Below are 19921 nucleotides of genomic sequence, written 5' to 3'. Positions count from 1 at the left end.
GCGCGAGGCACAGGCAGCATCAGACGAATTCCAGAATGATCTGGTCCACCGCCAGCGAATCGCCCTTGCCCGCCGTGATCTTGCCGACCACGCCATCCTGCGCGGCAAAGAGGATGTTCTCCATCTTCATGGCCTCGATCACGGCCAGCTTTTCACCGGCCTGCACCTTCTGGCCGGGCTGAACCGCCACATCGACCAGCAGGCCCGGCATGGGCGAGAGCAAAAACTTGGACAAATCTGGCGGCGCCTTGAAGGGCATGAGCTTGTGCAGGCGCGCGCCCAGCGGCGACAGCACCAGCGCATCGATCTGCGTACCGTTGTGCGCAATGCGCAGCGCCAGCGGGTTCTTGCCCACACCGCGCTCCACCTGGGCGGTAAAGCCCTGGCCGTTGCAGGCGCCCTGCACGCGAATCTGGCCCAGCGTGGCGTTGCTACTGATCTGATAGCTGGTACCACCCACCAGTACGGCGCTAGAGCCAGATTTGTCTTCAAAGTCAGACACCGTGACTTCGTGGTGCTGGTTCTGCCCTTCGGCGCCCAGCGTCACCACCACAAACTGCTCGCCCACCTTCACCTCGTGGCCGGCCAGCTGGCCGCTGATGCCGGAGGCGCGGGCGCGGTAGCGGCGGTTCATGAACGCGGCCAGCGCCACCAGGAACAGCGGGTCGCTGTGCGGCACGTCTTCGGCGTGGAAGCCCTTGCCGTAGTTCTCGGCGATGAAGCCGGTGTTGAAGTCGCCCGTCACGAACTTGGGGTGCGCCAGCAGCGCGGCCTGGAACGGGATGTTACTGCTGATGCCGCGAATCACAAACCCGTTGAGCGCCGCACGCATCTTGGCAATCGCATCGTTGCGGTCCGTGCCATGCACGATGAGCTTGGCGATCATCGAGTCGTAGTACATGGGGATCTCGCCGCCCTCATACACGCCCGTGTCCACCCGCACGCCCAGCTTCTTGCTAGTGTCGGACTGGAACATGGTCTCCTCCGGCGGCTGAAAGCGGACCAGGCGGCCGGTGGACGGCAGGAAGTTGCGGAACGGGTCTTCGGCGTTGATGCGGCACTCAATGGCCCAGCCGTCGCGCTTCACATCGGCTTGGCTCAAAGGCAGCTTCTCGCCTGCGGCCACGCGGATCATCAGCTCCACTAGGTCCAGGCCGGTGATGCATTCCGTCACCGGGTGTTCCACCTGCAGGCGGGTGTTCATCTCCAGGAAGTAGAAGTCCTGGTCCTTGCCCACTACGAATTCCACCGTACCCGCGCTCTGGTACTTGACGGCCTTGGCCAATTGCACCGCCTGCTCGCCCATGGCCTTGCGGGTGGCGTCGCTGATGAAAGGCGACGGCGCCTCTTCAATCACCTTCTGGTGGCGGCGCTGGATAGAGCACTCGCGCTCGTTCAGGTAGATCACGTTGCCATGGCTGTCGCCCAGCACCTGAATCTCGATGTGGCGCGGCTCCTGCACAAACTTCTCGATGAAGATGCGGTCGTCGCCAAAGCTGTTGCGCGCCTCGTTCTGGCAACTGGCAAAGCCTTCAAACGCCTCTTTGTCGTTGAACGCCACGCGCAAGCCCTTGCCACCGCCCCCGGCCGACGCCTTGATCATCACGGGGTAGCCAATGCCCTTCGCGATCTCCACCGCCTGCTCAGGGCCAGCGATGGCGTCGTTGTAGCCCGGGATGGTGTTGACCTTGGCCTCGTTGGCCAGCTTCTTGGACGCGATCTTGTCGCCCATAGCCGCAATGGAATGCGCCTTGGGGCCGATGAAGGCAATACCTTCGTCTTCGCAGCGCTTGGCAAAAGCCTCGTTTTCGGAGAGGAAGCCATAGCCCGGGTGCACGGCCTGCGCGCCAGTCTGCTTGCAGGCAGCGATGATTTTGTCGGCCAGCAGGTACGACTCGCGCGAGGGCGCGGCACCAATGTGCACGGCCTCGTCGGCCAGCTTGACGTGCCGGGCTTCCTTGTCGGCGTCGGAGTAGACGGCGACGGTGGCAATGCCCATTTTCTTGGCCGTTGCAATCACTCGGCAGGCGATTTCGCCACGGTTGGCGATCAGGATTTTGGTGAACATAACAAGTTCCTCAAAAGGAAATTTCAAAAACCAGTAACTAAGACGGAAGGACAGCGCTGGCGCAAAGCGTCAATGAAGCGCGGCTTCTCACGCGGCGACACCAAAATGCTTCGGTCTGCCCCATAGCGAATGCTCAAGCGGTCGAGCGACAGCGCAGGCGACGAAATCCAACTGCGCGATGGCGAGACCTCGCGTACATCGCCCAGCACAATGCGCCAGCGAAACGGACCACTGCGAATCAGCAGATCGTCCGCCGTGAGTGTGTAGTTGGTGTCCAGTACCAACCACAGCGGCAGCAGCAGCGTAAGGGCCACGATGACCGCCAACAGCGCAAGCATCGGTGGCGTGCCACCAGAGTTCAGCACGAACGGCCCCGCAAGCCCTGCTACTGCGGTTGCTGCCGTCAATGCCGCGAGCGGGCCGATGGCAACAAGCCATGAGTCCACTCTGGATGGGAAGAACGCGCGGATCTGTGCCATTGCCTGCTGCCGATGCCCTGCTTACAGCGGAATGTTCCCGTGCTTGCGCCAGGGGTTTTCCAGCTTCTTGTCGCGCAGCATGACCAAGCTGCGGCAGATGCGCTTGCGCGTCTCATGCGGCAGGATCACGTCGTCGATAAAGCCGCGAGCACCGGCCACAAACGGGTTCGCAAAGCGCTGCTTGTATTCCGCCTCGCGGGCGGCCAGCTTCACCGGGTCGTTCTTGTCTTCGCGGAAGATGATTTCCACCGCGCCCTTGGCGCCCATCACCGCAATTTCAGCGTTGGGCCAGGCCAGGTTCACGTCGCCGCGCAAGTGTTTGCTGCTCATCACGTCGTACGCGCCGCCGTAGGCCTTGCGGGTGATGACGGTGATCTTGGGTACGGTGCACTCGGCATACGCGTACAGCAGTTTGGCGCCGTGTTTGATGATGCCGCCGTACTCCTGGCTGGTGCCGGGCATGAAGCCGGGCACGTCCACAAACGTGACGACCGGGATGTTGAACGCATCGCAAAAGCGCACAAAACGCGCGGCCTTGATGGAACTCTTGATGTCCAGGCAACCCGCCAGCACCAGCGGCTGGTTGGCCACAATGCCCACGGTCTGGCCTTCCATGCGGGCAAAGCCGATGAGGATGTTCTTGGCGTACTCGGGCTGCAGCTCGAAGAAGTCCCCGTCGTCCACGGTCTTGAGGATCAGCTCCTTCATGTCGTAGGGCTTGTTGGGGTTCTCGGGCACCAGGGTGTCCAGGCTCAGGTCCATGCGGTCGGCCGGGTCGTTGCTGGGACGCACCGGGGCTTTTTCGCGGTTGTTGAGCGGCAGGTAGTTGTACAGGCGGCGCAGCATCATCAGCGCCTCCACGTCGTTCTCGAACGCCATGTCGGCCACACCGCTCTTGGTGGTGTGCGTCACGGCGCCGCCCAGTTCTTCGGCCGTGACTTCTTCGTGCGTCACGGTCTTCACCACTTCGGGACCGGTCACGAACATGTAGCTCGAATCCTTGACCATGAAGATGAAGTCCGTCATGGCGGGCGAATACACGGCGCCACCGGCGCTGGGGCCCATGATCATGCTGATCTGCGGGATCACGCCGCTGGCCAGCACGTTTTTCTGGAACACGTCGGCATAGCCGCCGAGGGACGCCACACCTTCCTGGATGCGCGCGCCGCCCGAGTCATTGAGGCCGATGACCGGTGCGCCGACCTTCATCGCCTGGTCCATCACCTTGCAGATCTTCTCGGCGTGGGTTTCGCTGAGTGCGCCGCCGAACACCGTGAAGTCCTGGCTGAACACGAACACCAAGCGGCCGTTGATCATGCCGTAGCCCGTCACCACACCGTCGCCGGGGATCTTGTTGTCCTCCATGCCAAAGTCGGTGCAGCGGTGCTCGACAAACATGTCCCATTCCTCGAACGTGCCGTCATCCAGCAGCAGCTCGATGCGCTCGCGCGCCGTGAGCTTGCCCTTGGCGTGCTGCGCATCGATGCGCTTTTGCCCGCCGCCCAGGCGTGCCAGCGCACGCTTTTTCTCCAGTTGATCCAGGATGTCTTGCATGGTCGTCCTTTGGTGAATGGGTTGGTGTCTACTATTTATTTGATAGCTGCCAGCGCATGATTGGATTGCGCTAGGAGCAAATTACGTGCTGCAGTCGATGCCGCAATGCGCCCTGCGGCCACATCGGCCTGCATTTGCGGCAGCAGCTCGCGCACCTGCGGGTGCTGGCGAAACGCGAGCTTGAGGCCTGCGTCGATGCGCTCCCACATCCAAGACAGCGCCTGCTTCTCGCGCCGCGTGGCCAGGCGTCCGTTGGCGGTTTGCAGCTGGCGGAACTGCGTGACGGCGCCCCAGAAGCTGTCTACGCCCTGCCCCAGCAGCGCGCTGATTTGCACTACTTTCGGGTGCCACAGCGTTTCGTCGTGGTGAGCGTTCTCGGGGTTGCCGTGCTGGCTGAGCAGGCGCAGGCTCGACGTGATCTGCGCCTCGGCCCGTGTGGCGGCGTTCTTGTCGATGTCGGCCTTGTTGATGACCACCAGATCGGCAATCTCCATCACGCCCTTCTTGATGGCCTGCAGGTCATCGCCCGCGTTGGGCAGCTGCATCAGCACAAACATGTCCGTCATGCCCGCCACCGCGATCTCGCTCTGGCCCACGCCCACGGTCTCGACGATCACCACGTCGTAGCCTGCGGCCTCGCAGACCAGCATGGCTTCGCGGGTCTTCTCGGCCACGCCGCCCAGTGTGCCGCTGGAGGGGCTGGGGCGGATGTAGGCCTTTTCGTGCACGGAGAGATGTTCCATGCGCGTCTTGTCGCCAAGGATGGAACCGCCCGATACGGTGCTGGACGGGTCGATGGTGAGCACGGCCACGCGGTGGCCTTGGCCGATGAGGTACAGGCCCAAGGCTTCGATGAAGGTGGATTTGCCCACGCCGGGCACGCCGCTGATACCCAGGCGGAAGGCCTTGCCGGTGTGCGGGAGCAGCTGGGTCAGCAGCTCGTCGGCCTGGGCGCGGTGGTCCACCCGCGTTGATTCGAGCAGCGTGATGGCTTTGGACATGGCCCTGCGTTGCACCGCCGCTGTGCCCTGCACCACCCCGTCAAGAAGCGCCGCAGGTGTCACGCCACCGCCTTGCGAATCTGCTCCAGCACATCCTTGGCGCTGGCGGGAATGGGTGTGCCGGGGCCGTACACGCCCTTGACGCCCGACTCATACAAGAAATCGTAGTCCTGCGCCGGAATCACCCCGCCCACGAACACGATGATGTCGTCCGCACCCTGGTCCTTGAGCGACTGAATGATGGCGGGCACCAGCGTCTTGTGGCCCGCAGCCAGCGTGCTCACGCCCACGGCGTGCACGTCGTTTTCAATCGCCTGGCGGGCGCATTCCTCGGGGGTCTGGAACAGCGGGCCCATGTCCACGTCAAAGCCCAGGTCGGCAAAGGCGGTGGCCACCACCTTGGCGCCCCGGTCATGGCCGTCCTGGCCCAGCTTGGCGATCATCACGCGCGGGCGGCGGCCCTGTTCTTCGGCAAAGGCGTTGATTTCGGTCTTGAGTTTGTCCCAGCCTTCGGCCGAGTCATAGGCAGCTGCGTACACACCGGTCACCTTTTGCGTATCGGCGCGGTGGCGCCCAAAAACCTTCTCCAGCGCATCGCTGATCTCGCCCACTGTGGCACGCAGACGCACAGCCTGGATGGACAAATCGAGCAGGTTGCCCTCGCCACTCTCTGCGGCGGCGGTCAACGCATCCAGCGCTGCCTGCACCTTGGCGGCATCGCGCGTTGCACGGATCTTTTGCAGGCGAGCGATCTGGCCGTCACGCACCTTCATGTTGTCGATCTGCAGGATGTCGACCGGGTCTTCCTTCGCCAGCTTGTATTTGTTGACGCCCACGATCACGTCCTTGCCGCTGTCGATGCGCGCCTGCTTCTCGGCGGCAGCAGCTTCGATCTTGAGCTTCGCCCAGCCGCTGTCCACGGCCTGGGTCATGCCACCCATGGCCTCGACCTCTTCGATGATCTTCCAGGCCGCATCGGCCATGTCCTGGGTCAGCTTCTCCATCATGTAGCTGCCGGCCCAGGGGTCGATCACGTTGGTGATGTGGGTCTCTTCCTGGATGATGAGCTGCGTGTTGCGCGCAATGCGGGCGCTGAACTCGGTGGGCAGCGCAATGGCTTCGTCAAAGCTGTTGGTGTGCAGACTCTGCGTGCCGCCAAACACGGCCGCCATGGCCTCGATGGTGGTGCGCACCACGTTGTTGTAGGGATCCTGCTCGGTGAGGCTCCAGCCCGAGGTCTGGCAGTGCGTGCGCAACATGAGGCTCTTGGGGTTCTTGGCCCCCGTGGCCTTCATGATGCGGCACCACAGCAGGCGCGCGGCGCGCATCTTGGCGACTTCGAGATAGAAGTTCATGCCAATCGCCCAGAAGAACGACAGGCGCCCGGCGAACTCGTCCACGTCCATGCCCTTGGCGATGGCAGTCTTCACATACTCCTTGCCATCGGCCAGTGTGAAGGCCAGTTCCAGCGCCTGGTTGGCCCCGGCTTCCTGCATGTGGTAGCCGCTGATCGAGATCGAGTTGAACTTCGGCATGTTCTTGGCCGTGTACTCGATGATGTCGCCAATGATCTTCATCGACGGCTTGGGCGGGTAGATGTAGGTGTTGCGCACCATGAACTCTTTCAGAATGTCGTTCTGAATGGTTCCGGAGAGCTTGTCTTGCGAGACGCCCTGCTCTTCTGCCGCCACCACATAGCCCGCCAGCACGGGCAACACCGCGCCGTTCATGGTCATCGACACGGACACCTTGTCGAGCGGGATCTGGTCGAACAGGATCTTCATGTCTTCGACCGAGTCGATTGCCACCCCGGCCTTGCCCACATCGCCCGTCACGCGGGGGTGGTCGCTGTCGTAACCCCGGTGGGTTGCCAGGTCAAACGCCACCGACACGCCCTGCCCGCCTGCGGCCAGCGCCTTGCGGTAGAAGGCGTTGGATTCTTCAGCAGTGGAAAAGCCCGCGTACTGGCGGATCGTCCAGGGCCGCACGGCATACATGGTGGCCTGGGGGCCGCGCAGATAGGGCTCAAAACCGGGCAGCGTGTTGGCGTACGGCAGACCGGCCGTGTCTTCGGCGGTGTACAGCGGCTTGACGGTGATGCCATCGGGCGTGACCCAGTTGAGGGCGCTGACATCGCCCCCCGGCGCCGACTTGGCTGCGGCCTTGGCCCAGGCTTCCAGCGAAGACGCGGAGAACTCTGGGGCGTTGTTGGTGGGGTTGTCACTCATGGCAAAAGCTACTCCGAAGATGGCGTTGGGGCGTCCAACACAGCGCACAGGCGGTGACCGCACAGGTGCAGTGGTGTGGCGGCGAGTTTACATCATTCATAATTATTGATTCAAAATATTCCGCCCAGCTTACAATCCACCCCATGTCTGCCCTCACCCTCACTCCCCGCGCGCTCTACGAAGAAGTGGCCGAGCAATTGCGCCAGCGCATCTTCCGGCGCGAACTGGAGCCGGGCAGCTGGATTGACGAACTCAAGATTGCCGAAGAATTCGGCATCAGCCGCACCCCTCTGCGCGAGGCGTTGAAGGTGCTGGCCGCTGAAGGCCTGGTCACGATGAAGGTGCGCCGTGGCGCCTATGTGACGGAGATGAGCGAAAAAGACCTGCGCGACGTGTACCACCTGCTCAGCCTGCTGGAGAGCGATGCGGCAGGCGTGGTGGCCACCACCGCCACACCGGCTCAGCTGCAAACATTGCAGGATCTGCATGCCGAGCTGGAGGCAGCCTCCAATGAGCGTGAGCGCTTTTTTGCAGTCAACGAGCGCTTTCACATGCTGCTGCTGGAGCTGGCCGACAACCGATGGCGCAGCCAGATGGTGGCCGACCTGCGCAAGGTGATGAAGCTCAACCGCCACAACTCGCTGCTCAAGCAGGGGCGGATTGAGGATTCGCTGAAAGAGCACCGCGCCATCCTCGGCGCGATGATGGCGCGCGATGCCAAGGCGACGGTGAAGGCGATGCAGGCGCATTTTGCGCAGGGGCTGGAAGCGGCGACCTGAGAGACGACCTGCGGCAATACGGCCTGCGAGCGATTCACCAGCGAGTGCATCTGGTCTGTTCGGGCTTTCGCCGCGCTATTGCAGCGCATCATCATTTCGTAAATCGAAATGCACCATTTGCAACACAACAGCGTGTTGCAGCGCCAGATCCCGCTGGTTCGCTCGCTATCATTCCCCGGGTTTACACCAAGGCCACGGCGCATCCCGCGCCTGACGACTTCCCCGCAGAGCCTGCATGACCCCCTCCCCCGCCGATATCGCCAGCGTCTGCACGCTGCCCCAGCTTCTCGCCTACCGCGCTGCGCGCACCCCCAACTCCGAGGCGTACCGAGCCTTCGACACCACCTCCCAAGCCTGGACGAGCTTGACCTGGGCTGAGACAGCCCAACGCGTGGGCACATGGGCCCAGGCCCTGGCGGCCATGCAACTGCCCGCAGCGGCGCGCATCGCCATCCTGCTGCCCAACGGCCTGAACGCGATGTGCGCGGACCAGGCAACCTTGGCCACCGGCTGCGTTCCCGTGCCGCTGCATGCCATCGACAACCCCGGCAGCATTGCCTACATCCTGGCCGACTGCGAGGCGTCGATGCTCTTTGTGAGCCACGTGGAGCAGTGGGAAAAAATTCAGGCCGTCGGCACGCCATTTCCGGCCCTGCGTGCAGTGGTCATCACAGATGACGGCGCCTCGCTCACCGCAATACCAGCGTCTGGGGACGGCCCTGCGGTCGGTTCGCTGGTGCAATGGCTGGCCGGTGCAGCACATGCGGGCAGCGCAACCGTTCCCAAAGCCCCGGAGGCAGACGACCTGGCGGCCATCGTCTACACCTCTGGCACCACCGGCAAGCCTAAGGGCGTGATGCTGACGCACCACAACGTGGTCAGCGACGTGAAGGCGGTGCTGGAGCGCATTGCGCCCACGGTGGAGGACGTATTCCTGTCGTTCCTGCCGCTGTCGCACACCTTCGAGCGCACGGGCGGGTACTACCTGCCGATTGCGGCGGGCAGCTGCGTGGCCTATGCGCGCTCGGTGCCCCAACTGGCCGAAGACCTGAAGACGGTACGCCCCACGGTGCTGGTGTCGGTGCCGCGCATCTACGAGCGCATCCACACCAAGCTGCTCGAAAAGTTGTCACCCACGCCCTGGAAGATGCAGCTGTATGAAGCCGCGCAGAACAAGGGCTGGGCGCGGTTTTGCGCCGCCCAAGGCTTGCCCACGCCGACTGCCGATGCCAGCAGCCAGGCCGCAGGCTGGATGGCTGCCCTGCCCTGGCCGGTGCTGCAGGCCCTGGTGGCAAAGCCGCTACTGGCCCAATTTGGCGGCCGCGTGCGGGTGGCGGTGAGCGGCGGCGCACCGCTGTCGCCCACCATTGCGAAGTGTTTTCTGGGCCTGGGGCTGCCGCTGATCCAGGGCTACGGAATGACCGAGACTGCACCGGTGGTGTCGGTCAACGCACTGGACGACAACGACCCCGCCTGCGTAGGCAAGGCATTACCCGGTGTGGAAGTGCGCATTGGCGACAACCGCGAACTGCAAGTGCGCGGCCCCATCGTGATGAAGGGCTATTGGAAGCGCCCCGAAGACACGGCCAAGATATTGAACGCCGACGGCTGGCTGGGCACGGGCGACCAGGCCGAGATCGTGAACGACCGCATCTATATAAAAGGCCGCATCAAGGAAATCATCGTCACCTCCACCGGCGAAAAGATCCCGCCGGGCGACCTGGAGCTGGCCTTGCTGGCCGACCCTTTGTTGGAGCAGGCCTTTGTAGTGGGCGAAAACCGCCCCTTCATCGCCTGCGTGGCCGTGCTCAAGCGTGACGAATGGCAGCGGCTGGCGGGCGATCTGGGTCTTTCGGCCCAAGACGCCGACAGCCCGAACAACCCCAGTGTGCACCGCGCCGTGCTGGCCCGCATCGAAAAGAACACCGCCAGCTTTGCCCGATACGCCGTGCCGCGTGCGGTGCACCTGACGCTGGAGCCGTGGACCATTGAAAACACCTTCATGACGCCCACGCTCAAGCTCAAGCGCAACAACCTGATGGCGCACTTTGCCGAGGCGATTGAGGGGATGTACCAGAAGCCTGGCGGACGCTAACCCCTCGGAAGTTCACCGTCAGGACACCAGCATTCCTTGGTCGAGCAGACCTCGAACGATGTCGGCCTGGCGGCGGTCCCGGTTGCGCTTGAGTGGTTCGCGCGCGGGGGCTTTTTCTGCCATCCAACGCTTGAATTTCACGAAGGTTGCCGGAGCGATGGTGCGCATCATCGCCATGTGTCCGGTGGCCGATGCCACAACGTGCTCGAAGCGCGGCGCGGTGGTCAGTACCGAAGCGCGGACGGCCTGCACAGGCCACAGATCATCCTCGTCGGAAGAGAAGCGGAAGGGGTGCGGGTCATCGCCCTCGGCCATCCTGCCCAGGAAGTCCACCTCAAAACCTTTGGCGTTGATGGCAGTCTCGTTTTGACCTTCCTTGCGCTGGAAGGTGGAGTCTGCGCGTTGCAGTACCTGAAGCATCGACACGTCTGAACGCTCCATCTCGGTGATGAACCGCACCCTGCGGCGGGCATCCCACAGCAGATCCACATCCTGCGTAGCCAATGCGCCCTGCACGATGCGTACACCCGCTGCGCTTTCGTACGCATACAGCGAATGCGTCCCAACCACGGTGAAGTGCTCCGCCAGGCCCGCGTCTTCGAGCGCCTGCAGAATGTCGATCACCGTCGCAGGGGTGCGGCCGACTTTCAAGGCCTTGTTCAGCCGCTGAGCGCCAGTGAGCGCAGCGCGCAGAGTCTTGAGGCGGTCCTCCACGGCTGTCTTGCGACTTGTGAACTCTTTGTAGACCCCCGCCGTTTGTTCATTGCGCGGTCCGATGCGCTCCTGGCTGTTGTCGCGCTGGGTCTTTACAAGGTATTCGTAGGGGCCTTGTGCCTTCCAGTACATGCCGCCCGCATATTGCGATGCCTGTTTGCGGGTGCGCTGGTACTCCTCGAAGATGGTGATCGAGTCGATGAACTGCCGCGCAGCACTGTCCGGAAGGGGAAGATAGTCCATTGGCCGTATAAATTTCAATTTTTTATTTTATACGGCTAAATCTGCTTTTAGGCGCTCCCCCGCAAATGCCACCCCAAACCGGTTAGCCAGAAAATCCCCCAGCCCCAACGCTTCCTGACCTACAAAACCTCGCTGAGGCAACCGCCCCTGGGCCACCAGGTCGAGCGCCGTGCAGATGCCTGCGGCCGTGGTGAGTTGGATAGCGCTCAGCGTGTGCCCCGCCACCTGGGTGCCGATGATGCGGGCGGAGTACGAGTCCTGCACCAGCCGACCGCCCTTCATGCCGGATGCGGTGGCAAACACCACAATCACATCCTGGTCGGTGGTGGGAATGGCCGTCTCCAGAATGTCCTTGAGCAGATCGCGCCGGTCACGCAGGCGCAGGTCGTTGAGCAGCAGCTTCAGGATGGCGTTGTGGCCGGGGTAGCGGATGGACTGGTAGTCCACCTGGCGCGCCTTGCCTGCCAGCGTCTCGGTCAATGTGCCCAGCCCACCCGAGGTGTTGAACGCCTCGTATTCCACACCGTCGAGCGCGAAGGTTTCCAGCCCTTCCAGCGCGGGCACTGTGGTGCGCACTCCGTCCACAATGGCCTCGCAGGGGTTGCAGTATTCGTTGATGAGCCCTTCGGTGCTCCAGGTCAGGTTGTAGCGCAGGGCGCCCTGGGGGTAGCGCGGAAGCGCGCCCACGCGCATGCGCAGCGTGTGCAGGGTGTCGAAACGGCGCGCCAAATCGTTGCCCACGATGCCGATGAAACCCGGCGCCAGGCCACATTGGGGCATGAGCACGCTGCGGGCGTTGGCTGCCAGTGCGCGGATGGCCTGGGTGCTTGCCACGTCTTCGGTCAGGTCAAAGTAGTGCACTCCCGCTGCGGCACAAAGCGTCGCAACCGGCACGGCGCGGTGAAACGGCAGCGCGTTCAGCACGGCAAAACGGCCATCGATGGCGGTCTGCAGGCTTGCGTCGTCTGTCGTCAACTGGGTCGAGACGCCTAGCGCAGCCACCTCGGCCAGGCGCGCCGGGTCGCGGTCCACCACCAGGATGTCGTAGTCGCCGGCCTGCTGCAGCAGCGCCATGGCAAAGCCGATGTGGCCCGCGCCCAGGATGGTGATGGCGCGATGGGTGGCGGCGTGGGAGGCGGTGGAGGTGTTGGAAAGGGTAGTCATGGCGGCACTCCCGGTGGTGGTCACTGCGTGAAGCAGTGAGCGGTGTTGAAGATGCCTTGATGCTAGGCAAGGGTGCTGTCAATGTGTAGCGCTAATAACGTCGAAAAACGCTCTTTGTTTTGCCATAACGGCGAATATGATGGGCGTTATGACTTTTTGAGGACTAGCCCATGACACAACCCCTGGACGACACCGACCGCCAGCTGCTGAGCCTGCTGCAGGCCAATGCCCGCGAGGGCACGGCCACGCTGGCACGCAAGCTGGGGCTGGCCCGCACCACCGTGGTGGCGCGCATCGCGCGGCTGGAGCGCTCGGGGGTGGTCGCGGGTTACGGGGTGCGGCTGGGCACCCGGCTCGATGCCACCACCGTGCGGGCCTGGTGCAGCATCAGCGTGCTGCCCAAAACCGCGCCCACCGTGCTGCGCGCGCTGGAGGCCATGGCCGAGGTCGAAGAGGTATCCGCCGTGAGCGGGCCGTTTGACTATCTGGTGTTCTTGCGCTGCACCAGCCATGAGCAGCTCGACGCCCTGCTCGACAAGGTGGGGCAACTGGACGGCGTGCACCAGACGCAGACCAGCATCGTGCTCAGCCGCAAGATTGATCGCCGCAGCGTGGGGGCGTGAGCACCATTAACGCCCGCACTAACTTCATTTTTGATAGCTGCTTACGCTTTATAGATAAGCGATTGAGCCAAATTTCACCAAAATTCAATGACCTGCATCAGGTCTCGAATTGCTTCGGGTTCTTCCCCTGGATCGGCGCATAAAACGCCTTGATACGCGCCATATCGCTGTCCAGGTCGCCCGTGGGCTCGAACACTGGCCCCAGTCCGCCCACCTTGCGGCCATAGTCCACAAACGCGAGCACGATGGGCACGCCCGCCTGCTGAGCGATGAAGTAAAAGCCTGTCTTCCAGTGCCGCGTTTTGCCGCGTGTGCCCTCGGGCGGCACGATGAGCTGCATGGGGCCATCGGCCTCCCGCATCGCCTGGGCCGACGTGGCGACCAGGTTGCCGGACTGCTCCCGGTTCACCGGAATGCCGCCCAGCCAGCGCATCACGCCACCGAACGGCGCCTTGAACAGGCTGTGTTTGCCCATCCAGTACACCCGCAGGCGGAGCGAGAACGCCAGCATCAGCGTGTAAGGCAAGTCCCAGTTGCTGGTGTGGGGCGCGGCAATCAGCACACTTTTGGCGGCGTGGGTGGGCAAAGTGCCTTCAATCTTCCAGCCGGTAATGCGCAGCGTAAAGCGGGAAAAGGCGCGCAGGAGCGTGTTGACAACCGGAGTGTCAAAAATGGTGTGGTGCATGAGGGGGGAGGCAGAAAACAGGCAGCGGCGGTCGTGCCACCGTCAATCGCAAGCGCCGGGAGTATCGCCGATAGCCCCTATGCCCAGTTTTGAGGCAGGGCAACCTGTCCGCGGAGAACCTCCGTTGGCGGCATTGTCAACAATCTTCTCCCGGCCTCACTTTGGTCAAAAAGATCTGGCATTTCGAAGGCGCTTGAACAGAATGACTGGCATGGCTCTCCTTCCCCGGAGCCGACCCACCACGCCACGCTACGCCCTGGACCATGCTGCAAGCCGCCCGCAACGACGACACCACCTACCGCGACCGCAAGCGGTATGCGTGGCTGTTGTCGCTGGTGGTGCCCTGCACCGTGGCCGTGGGCCCAGCGCTCATGCTCTGGACTGGCGAGGCGCTGACGCTGTGGACGCCGGTGGCGTTTTTCTACCTGGCGGCGCCGTTGCTGGACTGGCTGCTGGGCGTGGACCAGAGCAACCCACCCGAATCCGCCGTGCCGGCGCTGGAGCGAGACCGCTACTACCGCCGCATCACCTACCTGCTGGTGCCGGTGCTGTGGGCGGCTTTTATCTTCAGCACCTGGTTTGTGGCCACGCAGACGTTGCCCTGGCATGGTGTTCTGGCCATGGTGTTGACCACGGGCACGGTGGGCGGCTTCTGCATCAACCTGGGGCATGAGCTGGGCCATAAAAACTCCAAGCTCGAACGCTGGCTGGCCAAGTTGGTACTGGCACCCACGGCCTACGGGCACTTCTTCATCGAACACAACCGGGGCCACCACCGCGACGTGGCGACCCCGGCCGACCCGGCGTCGTCGCGCATGGGCGAGTCGATCTACCGCTTCGCGCTGCGCGAAATGCCCGGAGCCCTGCGCCGGGCCTGGGCGCTGGAGAAAGACCGGCTGGCGCGCCAGCAACAACCGCAGTTTTCCTGGCACAACGAAATCCTGCAGCCCGCGCTGATTACCCTGCTGCTATGGACCGCCCTGGCCCTGTGGCTGGGCCTTTTCGTGCTGCCGTTTCTGGTAGTGGCCTCGTTCTGGGCCAACTTTCAGCTCACCTCGGCCAACTACGTAGAGCACTACGGCCTGCTGCGCACGCAAGACGCCAGCGGCCGCTACGAGCCCTGCCAGCCACACCACTCGTGGAACAGCAACCACCTGTTCTCCAACTGGGCGCTGTTTCACCTGCAACGGCATTCCGACCACCACGCGCATCCGCTGCGGCGCTACCAGTCGCTGCGGCATTTCGACCATGTGCCGCAGCTACCGATTGGCTACTTCGGCATGTTCACCCTGGCCTACGTGCCGCCCCTGTGGCGCCGCGTGATGGACCCACGCCTGCTGGCCATGGCGGGGCGCGATGCAACCCACATCAACATCGACCCGCGCCAACGCGCCCAGGTGGTGCGCCGCTATGGGCTGCGCGAAGGGGCGCAGCCGGCGGGCTAGCACGCCCAAGGGCGCAACCGCACAGCGTTTTGTTGCAAGCCATTCGAAAGCTCTGTTTTTGATAGCAATTAGCGCTTGCTAGATAAGCGCTAGCACCCATTTCTATTCAAAACCACACGCTGGTGCTGGCCGCGAGGTCGGTGGGATAATCGCGGCTTTCCAGTTGCAGCCCTGCGGGCGCCTTCGTCCCCACAGGCGCACCCCACGCAGCCCCCACCCTCCCCGCTTTTCTAGTTTGCCCGTGGAAACCACCCTGAGCCCCTGGCGCATGTCCGTCGCCCCGATGATGGACTGGACCGACCGCCACTGCCGTTACTTTCACCGGCTGCTGACCCGCCAGACCCTGCTGTACACCGAGATGGTGAACGCGGGCGCCATCATCCATGGCGGCACCGAGCGGCACCTGCGCTTCAACGCCGAAGAGCACCCTGTGGCCCTGCAATTGGGCGGCAACGAGCCCGACAAGCTGGCCGAGGCTGCGCGCCTGGGCGCGCAATGGGGCTACGGCGAAATCAACCTCAACTGCGGCTGCCCCAGCGACCGGGTGCAGCGCGGCGCGTTTGGCGCCAGTCTGATGAAATCGCCTCAGCTGGTGGCCGACTGCGTGAAGGCCATGAAGGACGTGGTCAGCGTGCCCGTCACCGTCAAGCACCGCATCGGCATCGACAAGGTGGAGGACTACGGTTTTGTGCGCGACTTCATCGGCACCGTGGCCGACGCCGGGTGTACCGTGTTCATCGTGCATGCGCGCAACGCCTGGCTGCAAGGCCTCTCCCCCAAGGAAAACCGCGATGTCCCTCCCCTGCGCTACGAAGTGGTGCACCAGCTCAAGGCAGAGTTTCCGCAGTTCACCATCGCCATCAACGGCGGCATCACCACCGATGCGGTGGTGCAAGAGCAGCTCACGCACCTGGACGGCGTGATGATCGGTCGCGAGGCCTACCACAACCCCTGGTGGCTGGCCCGCTGGGACCAGCTCTACTACGGCGAACAAGGTGGTATGCCCTGCCCCCTGACGCGCGAAGAGGTCGAAATCAAGATGGTCGAGTACATGGAGCGCGAGGCTGCCCAGTACGGCACCCCCTGGCCCCACATCGCCCGCCACATGCTGGGCCTGCGCCACAGCCTGCCCGGTGCCCGCATCTGGCGCCAGGTGTGGAGCAACCATCTGCTCAAGGACCGCCCTGCGCGCGAGGTGCATGCGCTGGCGATGCAGGCGTATGCCAACGCGCCTGAATCTTCTGCAGACCCAGCAGCCCAGGCCCTGGCTGCCTGACGCCGCACAGCGGGGTGATGGCTTGCGGGCAGAACCAAAGCGTGTGCAAGTGCGCGTAAAAACCCAAGCCACCGCGTCCGTCGCCTTGCGCGCACCCGTGGCAGCGGATGCAGAGCGCTTTGTCACTTTGGCCCAGCACAGCCAAGCTCTGCATACACCCTGGACCTCGGCGCCATCGACCCCCGAGTCGTTTGCAGCCTATCTGGCGCAGCTGGACACGCCTGCGAACCAGGGTTTTCTGGTGTGCCGGCCGCCCAAAGCGGGCGAAGGCGAACAGATCGCGGGCGTCTTCAATCTCTCACAGATCGTGATGGGCAACTTTCGCAGCGCTTACCTGGGCTACTACGTCTTCGCCGGTTACGAGCGCCAGGGCCTGATGCGTGCGGGCATGCAACAGCTGCTGCGCCACGCCTTTGGGCCACTGAAGCTGCACCGGCTGGAGGCGAACATCCAGCCCGGCAACGCAGCGTCCATTGCGCTGGTGCGGGCCTGTGGCTTCCGGCAAGAAGGCTTTTCGCCCCGCTACCTCAAGATCAATGGCCGCTGGCGGGACCATGAACGCTGGGCGTTCGTGGCCCATTGAGCCACCTTCGGCTCCTGATCGGGCTGCGCAGCACTTTCCCCAAGCGCGCAGCGCATCATTGCGTTGAAGTCAGCCTACCCAGCCACGCCGCCAGCGGCTCCGGCCGCCCGAACAGGTAGCCCTGCAGGCAGTCACACTGGCTCGCCACCAGAAAATCTGCTTGTGCACGGGTTTCCACACCCTCGGCCACCACGCGCAGGTTCAGGTGGCTGGCGACCGAGATGATGGACTGCACGATGGCGGTGTCGCTGGGGTCGTCAGGGGTGTCGTCCACAAAACTTTTGTCGATCTTGAGCTCATACAGCGGCAGCCGCTTGAGGTAGGCCAGGCTCGAATATCCGGTGCCGAAGTCGTCGATGGAAAAGCGCACGCCCAGGCCCACGATTTCGGTCATGCGGGCGATGGTGTCGTCCAGGTCTTCGATGAGCAGGCTCTCGGTCACTTCGAGGATCAGGTTGGCTGGATGGGCGCCGGTGTGGGCCAGCATGTGGCGCACGCGCTCGACAAAATCGTCCTGGCGAAACTGCCGCTCGCTCACGTTGACCGACAGCGACAGCTCGTGCCCCGTAGCCTGCAGGCGCGCCAGGGTTTCGCAGGCCTGCTGGATCATCCAGTCGCCCATGCGCAGGATCAGGCCCGAGGCTTCGGCGATGGGGATGAAGCGGCCGGGCGGCACATTGCCGCGCACGGGGTGGTCCCAGCGCATCAGCAACTCGCCGCCCACCACAGTGCCGGATGCGTCCACCTGGCTCTGCACGAATGCAGCCAACTGGCCCAGGGCGTGGGCTTTCTTCAGGTCCTGCTCCAGCGCCAGGCGTTCCTGCACATCGGCCTGCATGGCCGCCTCATAAAAGCGGATGCGGTTGCGGCCCAGGTCCTTGGCGCGGTACATGGCGGTGTCGGCCTCGCGCAGCAGATCTTCCACGCCTTCGCCGCGCTTGGGGAACAGCGTAATGCCGATGCTGCCCGTGGTGCTGTAGAGGTGCGTGTCGATGGTGTATGGCGCTTCCAGCGCAGTGCGAATTTCTTCGGCCACCAGCAGGGCCTGGCGCCCGGCGGCCTCCATGTCGGTCGCCACGTTGTGCGCCAGCACCACAAACTCGTCCCCGCCCAGGCGGGCCACGGTGTCGCCGGGGCGCAGCTGCTGCGTGAGGCGCTGCGCTACCTGCATGAGCAGCGTGTCGCCCAGCGTGTGCCCCCGCGCGTCGTTGATCTGCTTGAAGTTGTCGAGGTCGATGTACAGCACGGCGCCCACCTGCGCCGTTTGCTGGGCGCTGCGCAAGGCGTGCTCCATGCGGTCCAGGAGCATGCGCCGGTTGGGCAGGCCGGTGAGCGCGTCGAAATAGGCCAGCTGGTGCGTGCGCGCCTCGGCCTGCTTGCGCTCGGTGATGTCGCGCGAGAGCGCGATGAACCGGGGTTCATCGCCCGAAGTGGCGCTTTCCTTGCGGGCAATGGACAGCTCAAACCAGTGCGTAGCGCCCTGGAGTTCCAGGCGGTACTGGTGGCCCGCCGAATAGCCCGTGCGGTGCGCGGCCTCCAGCGCTGCATGGCAGCCTGCGGCGGCCTCGGGCGGGACCACGTCGCGCAGCAAGCGACCCAGAAACATCTCGGGCGGCACGGCCAGTGCTTCGGACCGCGCCGACCGGTAGTGGTAGATGCAGCCATCCAGCCCCACCTCGAACAACAGGTCGGGGATGGCGTTGAGCGTGCTCTCCAGGTCATCGCGCGTGGCGCGCAGCTCCGCCGTCATGTCGCGTGCCAGTGCCACGGCCCGCTCGCGCCCCGTAGCCAAGAGCCAGGTGAACCAGGCGAGCAACAGGCTCAGCACCGTACCCATCAGGGCCACAGGGTGGTGCCCCTCATCCTGAAAACGCGCCGCAAACGCAGGCAGTGGCGACATTTGCAACACCCAGCGGCGGCCACCCAGTTCCAGCACACGCCGTGCCTGCAGACCCGAGGGGGCATCCCCCTGCACAGCGGCCTGGTGCACAACGTTGCTAAATAGCAGGGTTTGAGCGCCTGCTTGGGTGTCGTCGGTGATCCGAAAGCCGATGTCGGCATCAAACTCGCGCGACATGCCTTGGACGACGTCTTCCAGGCGAAACGGCGCGGACACCCAGCCGGCAAGGCCCGCGCGCCGACCATGCACCGCGCGCGTATCGACGCCCGCGCCATACAGCGGCATGTACATGACCAGCCCCGGGCTGCTGTTTTGCAGCAGCGTCAACTGGCCGGACAAGGCGAGCTCTCCGGTGTCACGGGCCCGGTCCAGTGCTTCCTTTGCTGGGGGAAGTGTCAGCACATCGAATCCCAGCGCCTTGAGGTTGTTGCCCTCCAAGGGCTCGATGTGGGTGATGGGCGCCAGCACCTCGCGCGCACCTTCGGGGCGCACGGTGTATTGGGCAAAACCGCGCTGGCGCATGTCATCCAGGTGTGCCGCCAGTGCCGAAGCAGGTAGCTGCATGACGAGCGAAACCCCCTGCAAGCCAGGGCGCGTTTCACGCAGCTGGAGCGCCCCCACATAGGCCTGAAACTCGGCCCGATCGATGCGCTCGGACCCTTCAAAATACCCCTTGACTCCGCGAAGCACCACCTCGTAGGTGGCCATCCGGTCCTTGAGGTTGTAGGCGATCTGGTCGGCCGCGACCTGAAAGTTCTGCTCCTGCTTGGCGCGGGCACCGCTCTCGGCGCTCTGCCAGTACAAGAACGTCAGCCCCAGGGTCAGCAGCCCCACCAGAGGTGGCAGCACGACGGGAACCCACCGGTGGCTGGTGGTCCCCTTCCCTCCTCCAGAGGAAGGCGCCAAGGGTGTGGACCCAGCGGCTGCATCGACGATCCCTGCCGGAGAATGTTGGGTCATGGCGTTCTGGGTGATTTACCCGCCACGGTCGGCAAAAGCCACCGCCGTGGCGATCTGCACCATTATGGGCATCTGTCCGGCACAAGAAAGCTGTATTTGCGCAAACACTTTGCACACAGGGCAA

General features: G+C 63.9%; 15 protein-coding genes. 6 read left to right on the top strand and 9 right to left on the bottom strand.

The window, feature by feature from the left end; translation table 11 throughout:
* Positions 1 to 19: 19 nt before the first annotated feature.
* Genes ACQ4MJ_RS07915 through scpA form a run of 5 tightly spaced genes read right to left on the bottom strand, consistent with a single transcriptional unit; the run spans position 20 to position 7330 of the window.
* Positions 20 to 2068: an acetyl-CoA carboxylase biotin carboxylase subunit gene (locus ACQ4MJ_RS07915; protein ID WP_431149292.1), complete on the bottom strand. Its 2049-nt coding sequence runs from the start codon at positions 2066 to 2068 to the stop codon at positions 20 to 22.
* Positions 2069 to 2091: 23 nt separating this feature from the next.
* A complete protein-coding gene (locus tag ACQ4MJ_RS07910) occupies positions 2092 to 2547 on the bottom strand; it encodes a PH domain-containing protein (RefSeq protein ID WP_228895415.1) in 456 nt (151 codons plus the stop codon).
* A gap of 21 nt (positions 2548 to 2568) precedes the next feature.
* Positions 2569 to 4101: an acyl-CoA carboxylase subunit beta gene (locus tag ACQ4MJ_RS07905; RefSeq protein WP_056062687.1), complete on the bottom strand. Its 1533-nt coding sequence runs from the start codon at positions 4099 to 4101 to the stop codon at positions 2569 to 2571.
* Between the two features lie 35 nt (positions 4102 to 4136).
* Entirely contained in the window at positions 4137 to 5165 is a 1029-nt protein-coding gene (gene meaB / locus ACQ4MJ_RS07900) for a methylmalonyl Co-A mutase-associated GTPase MeaB (protein ID WP_431149293.1), read from the bottom strand.
* A complete protein-coding gene (scpA, locus tag ACQ4MJ_RS07895; protein ID WP_431149294.1) occupies positions 5162 to 7330 on the bottom strand; it encodes a methylmalonyl-CoA mutase in 2169 nt (722 codons plus the stop codon). Before scpA ends, meaB begins: the two co-directional genes overlap by 4 nt.
* Before the next feature lie 143 nt (positions 7331 to 7473).
* On the opposite strand from scpA, the gene ACQ4MJ_RS07890 reads away from it, so the two are divergent.
* Both ACQ4MJ_RS07890 and ACQ4MJ_RS07885 read left to right on the top strand, forming a co-directional pair.
* The gene (locus tag ACQ4MJ_RS07890; RefSeq protein ID WP_121506319.1) at positions 7474 to 8109 is read left to right on the top strand and encodes a GntR family transcriptional regulator; all 636 of its coding nucleotides are present in this window, start codon (positions 7474 to 7476) and stop codon (positions 8107 to 8109) included.
* Positions 8110 to 8344: 235 nt separating this feature from the next.
* A complete protein-coding gene (locus ACQ4MJ_RS07885) occupies positions 8345 to 10204 on the top strand; it encodes an AMP-dependent synthetase/ligase (RefSeq protein ID WP_431149296.1) in 1860 nt (619 codons plus the stop codon).
* A gap of 18 nt (positions 10205 to 10222) precedes the next feature.
* Here the strand turns inward: ACQ4MJ_RS07885 and ACQ4MJ_RS07880 are convergent, their stop codons facing one another.
* A complete protein-coding gene (locus ACQ4MJ_RS07880; protein ID WP_431149298.1) occupies positions 10223 to 11161 on the bottom strand; it encodes a GSU2403 family nucleotidyltransferase fold protein in 939 nt (312 codons plus the stop codon).
* Positions 11162 to 11188: 27 nt separating this feature from the next.
* A complete protein-coding gene (locus tag ACQ4MJ_RS07875; protein WP_431149300.1) occupies positions 11189 to 12325 on the bottom strand; it encodes a saccharopine dehydrogenase family protein in 1137 nt (378 codons plus the stop codon).
* 170 nt (positions 12326 to 12495) lie between these two features.
* On the opposite strand from ACQ4MJ_RS07875, the gene ACQ4MJ_RS07870 reads away from it, so the two are divergent.
* Positions 12496 to 12948: an Lrp/AsnC family transcriptional regulator gene (locus tag ACQ4MJ_RS07870; protein WP_228895429.1), complete on the top strand. Its 453-nt coding sequence runs from the start codon at positions 12496 to 12498 to the stop codon at positions 12946 to 12948.
* 97 nt (positions 12949 to 13045) lie between these two features.
* Here the strand turns inward: ACQ4MJ_RS07870 and ACQ4MJ_RS07865 are convergent, their stop codons facing one another.
* Complete coding sequence (locus tag ACQ4MJ_RS07865; RefSeq protein WP_431149302.1) at positions 13046 to 13633, bottom strand: lysophospholipid acyltransferase family protein; 588 nt, start codon at positions 13631 to 13633, stop codon at positions 13046 to 13048.
* 263 nt (positions 13634 to 13896) lie between these two features.
* On the opposite strand from ACQ4MJ_RS07865, the gene ACQ4MJ_RS07860 reads away from it, so the two are divergent.
* From ACQ4MJ_RS07860 to ACQ4MJ_RS07850, 3 genes are all read left to right on the top strand, one after another.
* The gene (locus ACQ4MJ_RS07860; protein WP_431149303.1) at positions 13897 to 15078 is read left to right on the top strand and encodes an alkane 1-monooxygenase; all 1182 of its coding nucleotides are present in this window, start codon (positions 13897 to 13899) and stop codon (positions 15076 to 15078) included.
* 268 nt (positions 15079 to 15346) lie between these two features.
* Positions 15347 to 16354, top strand: a complete 1008-nt coding sequence (gene dusA, locus ACQ4MJ_RS07855; protein ID WP_233573426.1) for a tRNA dihydrouridine(20/20a) synthase DusA — start codon at positions 15347 to 15349, stop codon at positions 16352 to 16354.
* Between the two features lie 49 nt (positions 16355 to 16403).
* Positions 16404 to 16937 carry a GNAT family N-acetyltransferase gene (locus tag ACQ4MJ_RS07850; protein ID WP_431149304.1) on the top strand — a complete coding sequence of 178 codons (534 nt, stop codon included), beginning with the start codon at positions 16404 to 16406 and terminating at the stop codon, positions 16935 to 16937.
* Positions 16938 to 16992: 55 nt separating this feature from the next.
* Here ACQ4MJ_RS07850 and ACQ4MJ_RS07845 read toward each other — a convergent pair whose 3' ends face one another.
* A complete protein-coding gene (locus tag ACQ4MJ_RS07845) occupies positions 16993 to 19797 on the bottom strand; it encodes a bifunctional diguanylate cyclase/phosphodiesterase (RefSeq protein ID WP_431149305.1) in 2805 nt (934 codons plus the stop codon).
* Positions 19798 to 19921 lie beyond the last annotated feature (124 nt).

Source organism: Acidovorax facilis, assembly GCF_050626955.1.
GTDB classification, from domain to species: Bacteria; Pseudomonadota; Gammaproteobacteria; order Burkholderiales; family Burkholderiaceae_C; genus Acidovorax; species Acidovorax facilis.
Note: the sequence above shows the minus strand (reverse complement) of the source record. Positions and strands in the feature narration are given on the sequence as shown.

Coding starts and splice junctions, on each gene's coding strand:
- ACQ4MJ_RS07860 (WP_431149303.1), top strand. CDS start 13,897: ATGCTGCAAGCCGCCCGCAACGACGACACCACCTACCGCGACCGCAAG.
- dusA (WP_233573426.1), top strand. CDS start 15,347: ATGTCCGTCGCCCCGATGATGGACTGGACCGACCGCCACTGCCGTTAC.
- ACQ4MJ_RS07890 (WP_121506319.1), top strand. CDS start 7,474: ATGTCTGCCCTCACCCTCACTCCCCGCGCGCTCTACGAAGAAGTGGCC.
- ACQ4MJ_RS07870 (WP_228895429.1), top strand. CDS start 12,496: ATGACACAACCCCTGGACGACACCGACCGCCAGCTGCTGAGCCTGCTG.
- ACQ4MJ_RS07885 (WP_431149296.1), top strand. CDS start 8,345: ATGACCCCCTCCCCCGCCGATATCGCCAGCGTCTGCACGCTGCCCCAG.
- ACQ4MJ_RS07905 (WP_056062687.1), bottom strand. CDS start 4,101: ATGCAAGACATCCTGGATCAACTGGAGAAAAAGCGTGCGCTGGCACGC.
- ACQ4MJ_RS07915 (WP_431149292.1), bottom strand. CDS start 2,068: ATGTTCACCAAAATCCTGATCGCCAACCGTGGCGAAATCGCCTGCCGA.
- ACQ4MJ_RS07865 (WP_431149302.1), bottom strand. CDS start 13,633: ATGCACCACACCATTTTTGACACTCCGGTTGTCAACACGCTCCTGCGC.
- ACQ4MJ_RS07910 (WP_228895415.1), bottom strand. CDS start 2,547: ATGGCACAGATCCGCGCGTTCTTCCCATCCAGAGTGGACTCATGGCTT.
- ACQ4MJ_RS07880 (WP_431149298.1), bottom strand. CDS start 11,161: ATGGACTATCTTCCCCTTCCGGACAGTGCTGCGCGGCAGTTCATCGAC.
- ACQ4MJ_RS07845 (WP_431149305.1), bottom strand. CDS start 19,797: ATGACCCAACATTCTCCGGCAGGGATCGTCGATGCAGCCGCTGGGTCC.
- ACQ4MJ_RS07875 (WP_431149300.1), bottom strand. CDS start 12,325: ATGACTACCCTTTCCAACACCTCCACCGCCTCCCACGCCGCCACCCAT.
- scpA (WP_431149294.1), bottom strand. CDS start 7,330: ATGAGTGACAACCCCACCAACAACGCCCCAGAGTTCTCCGCGTCTTCG.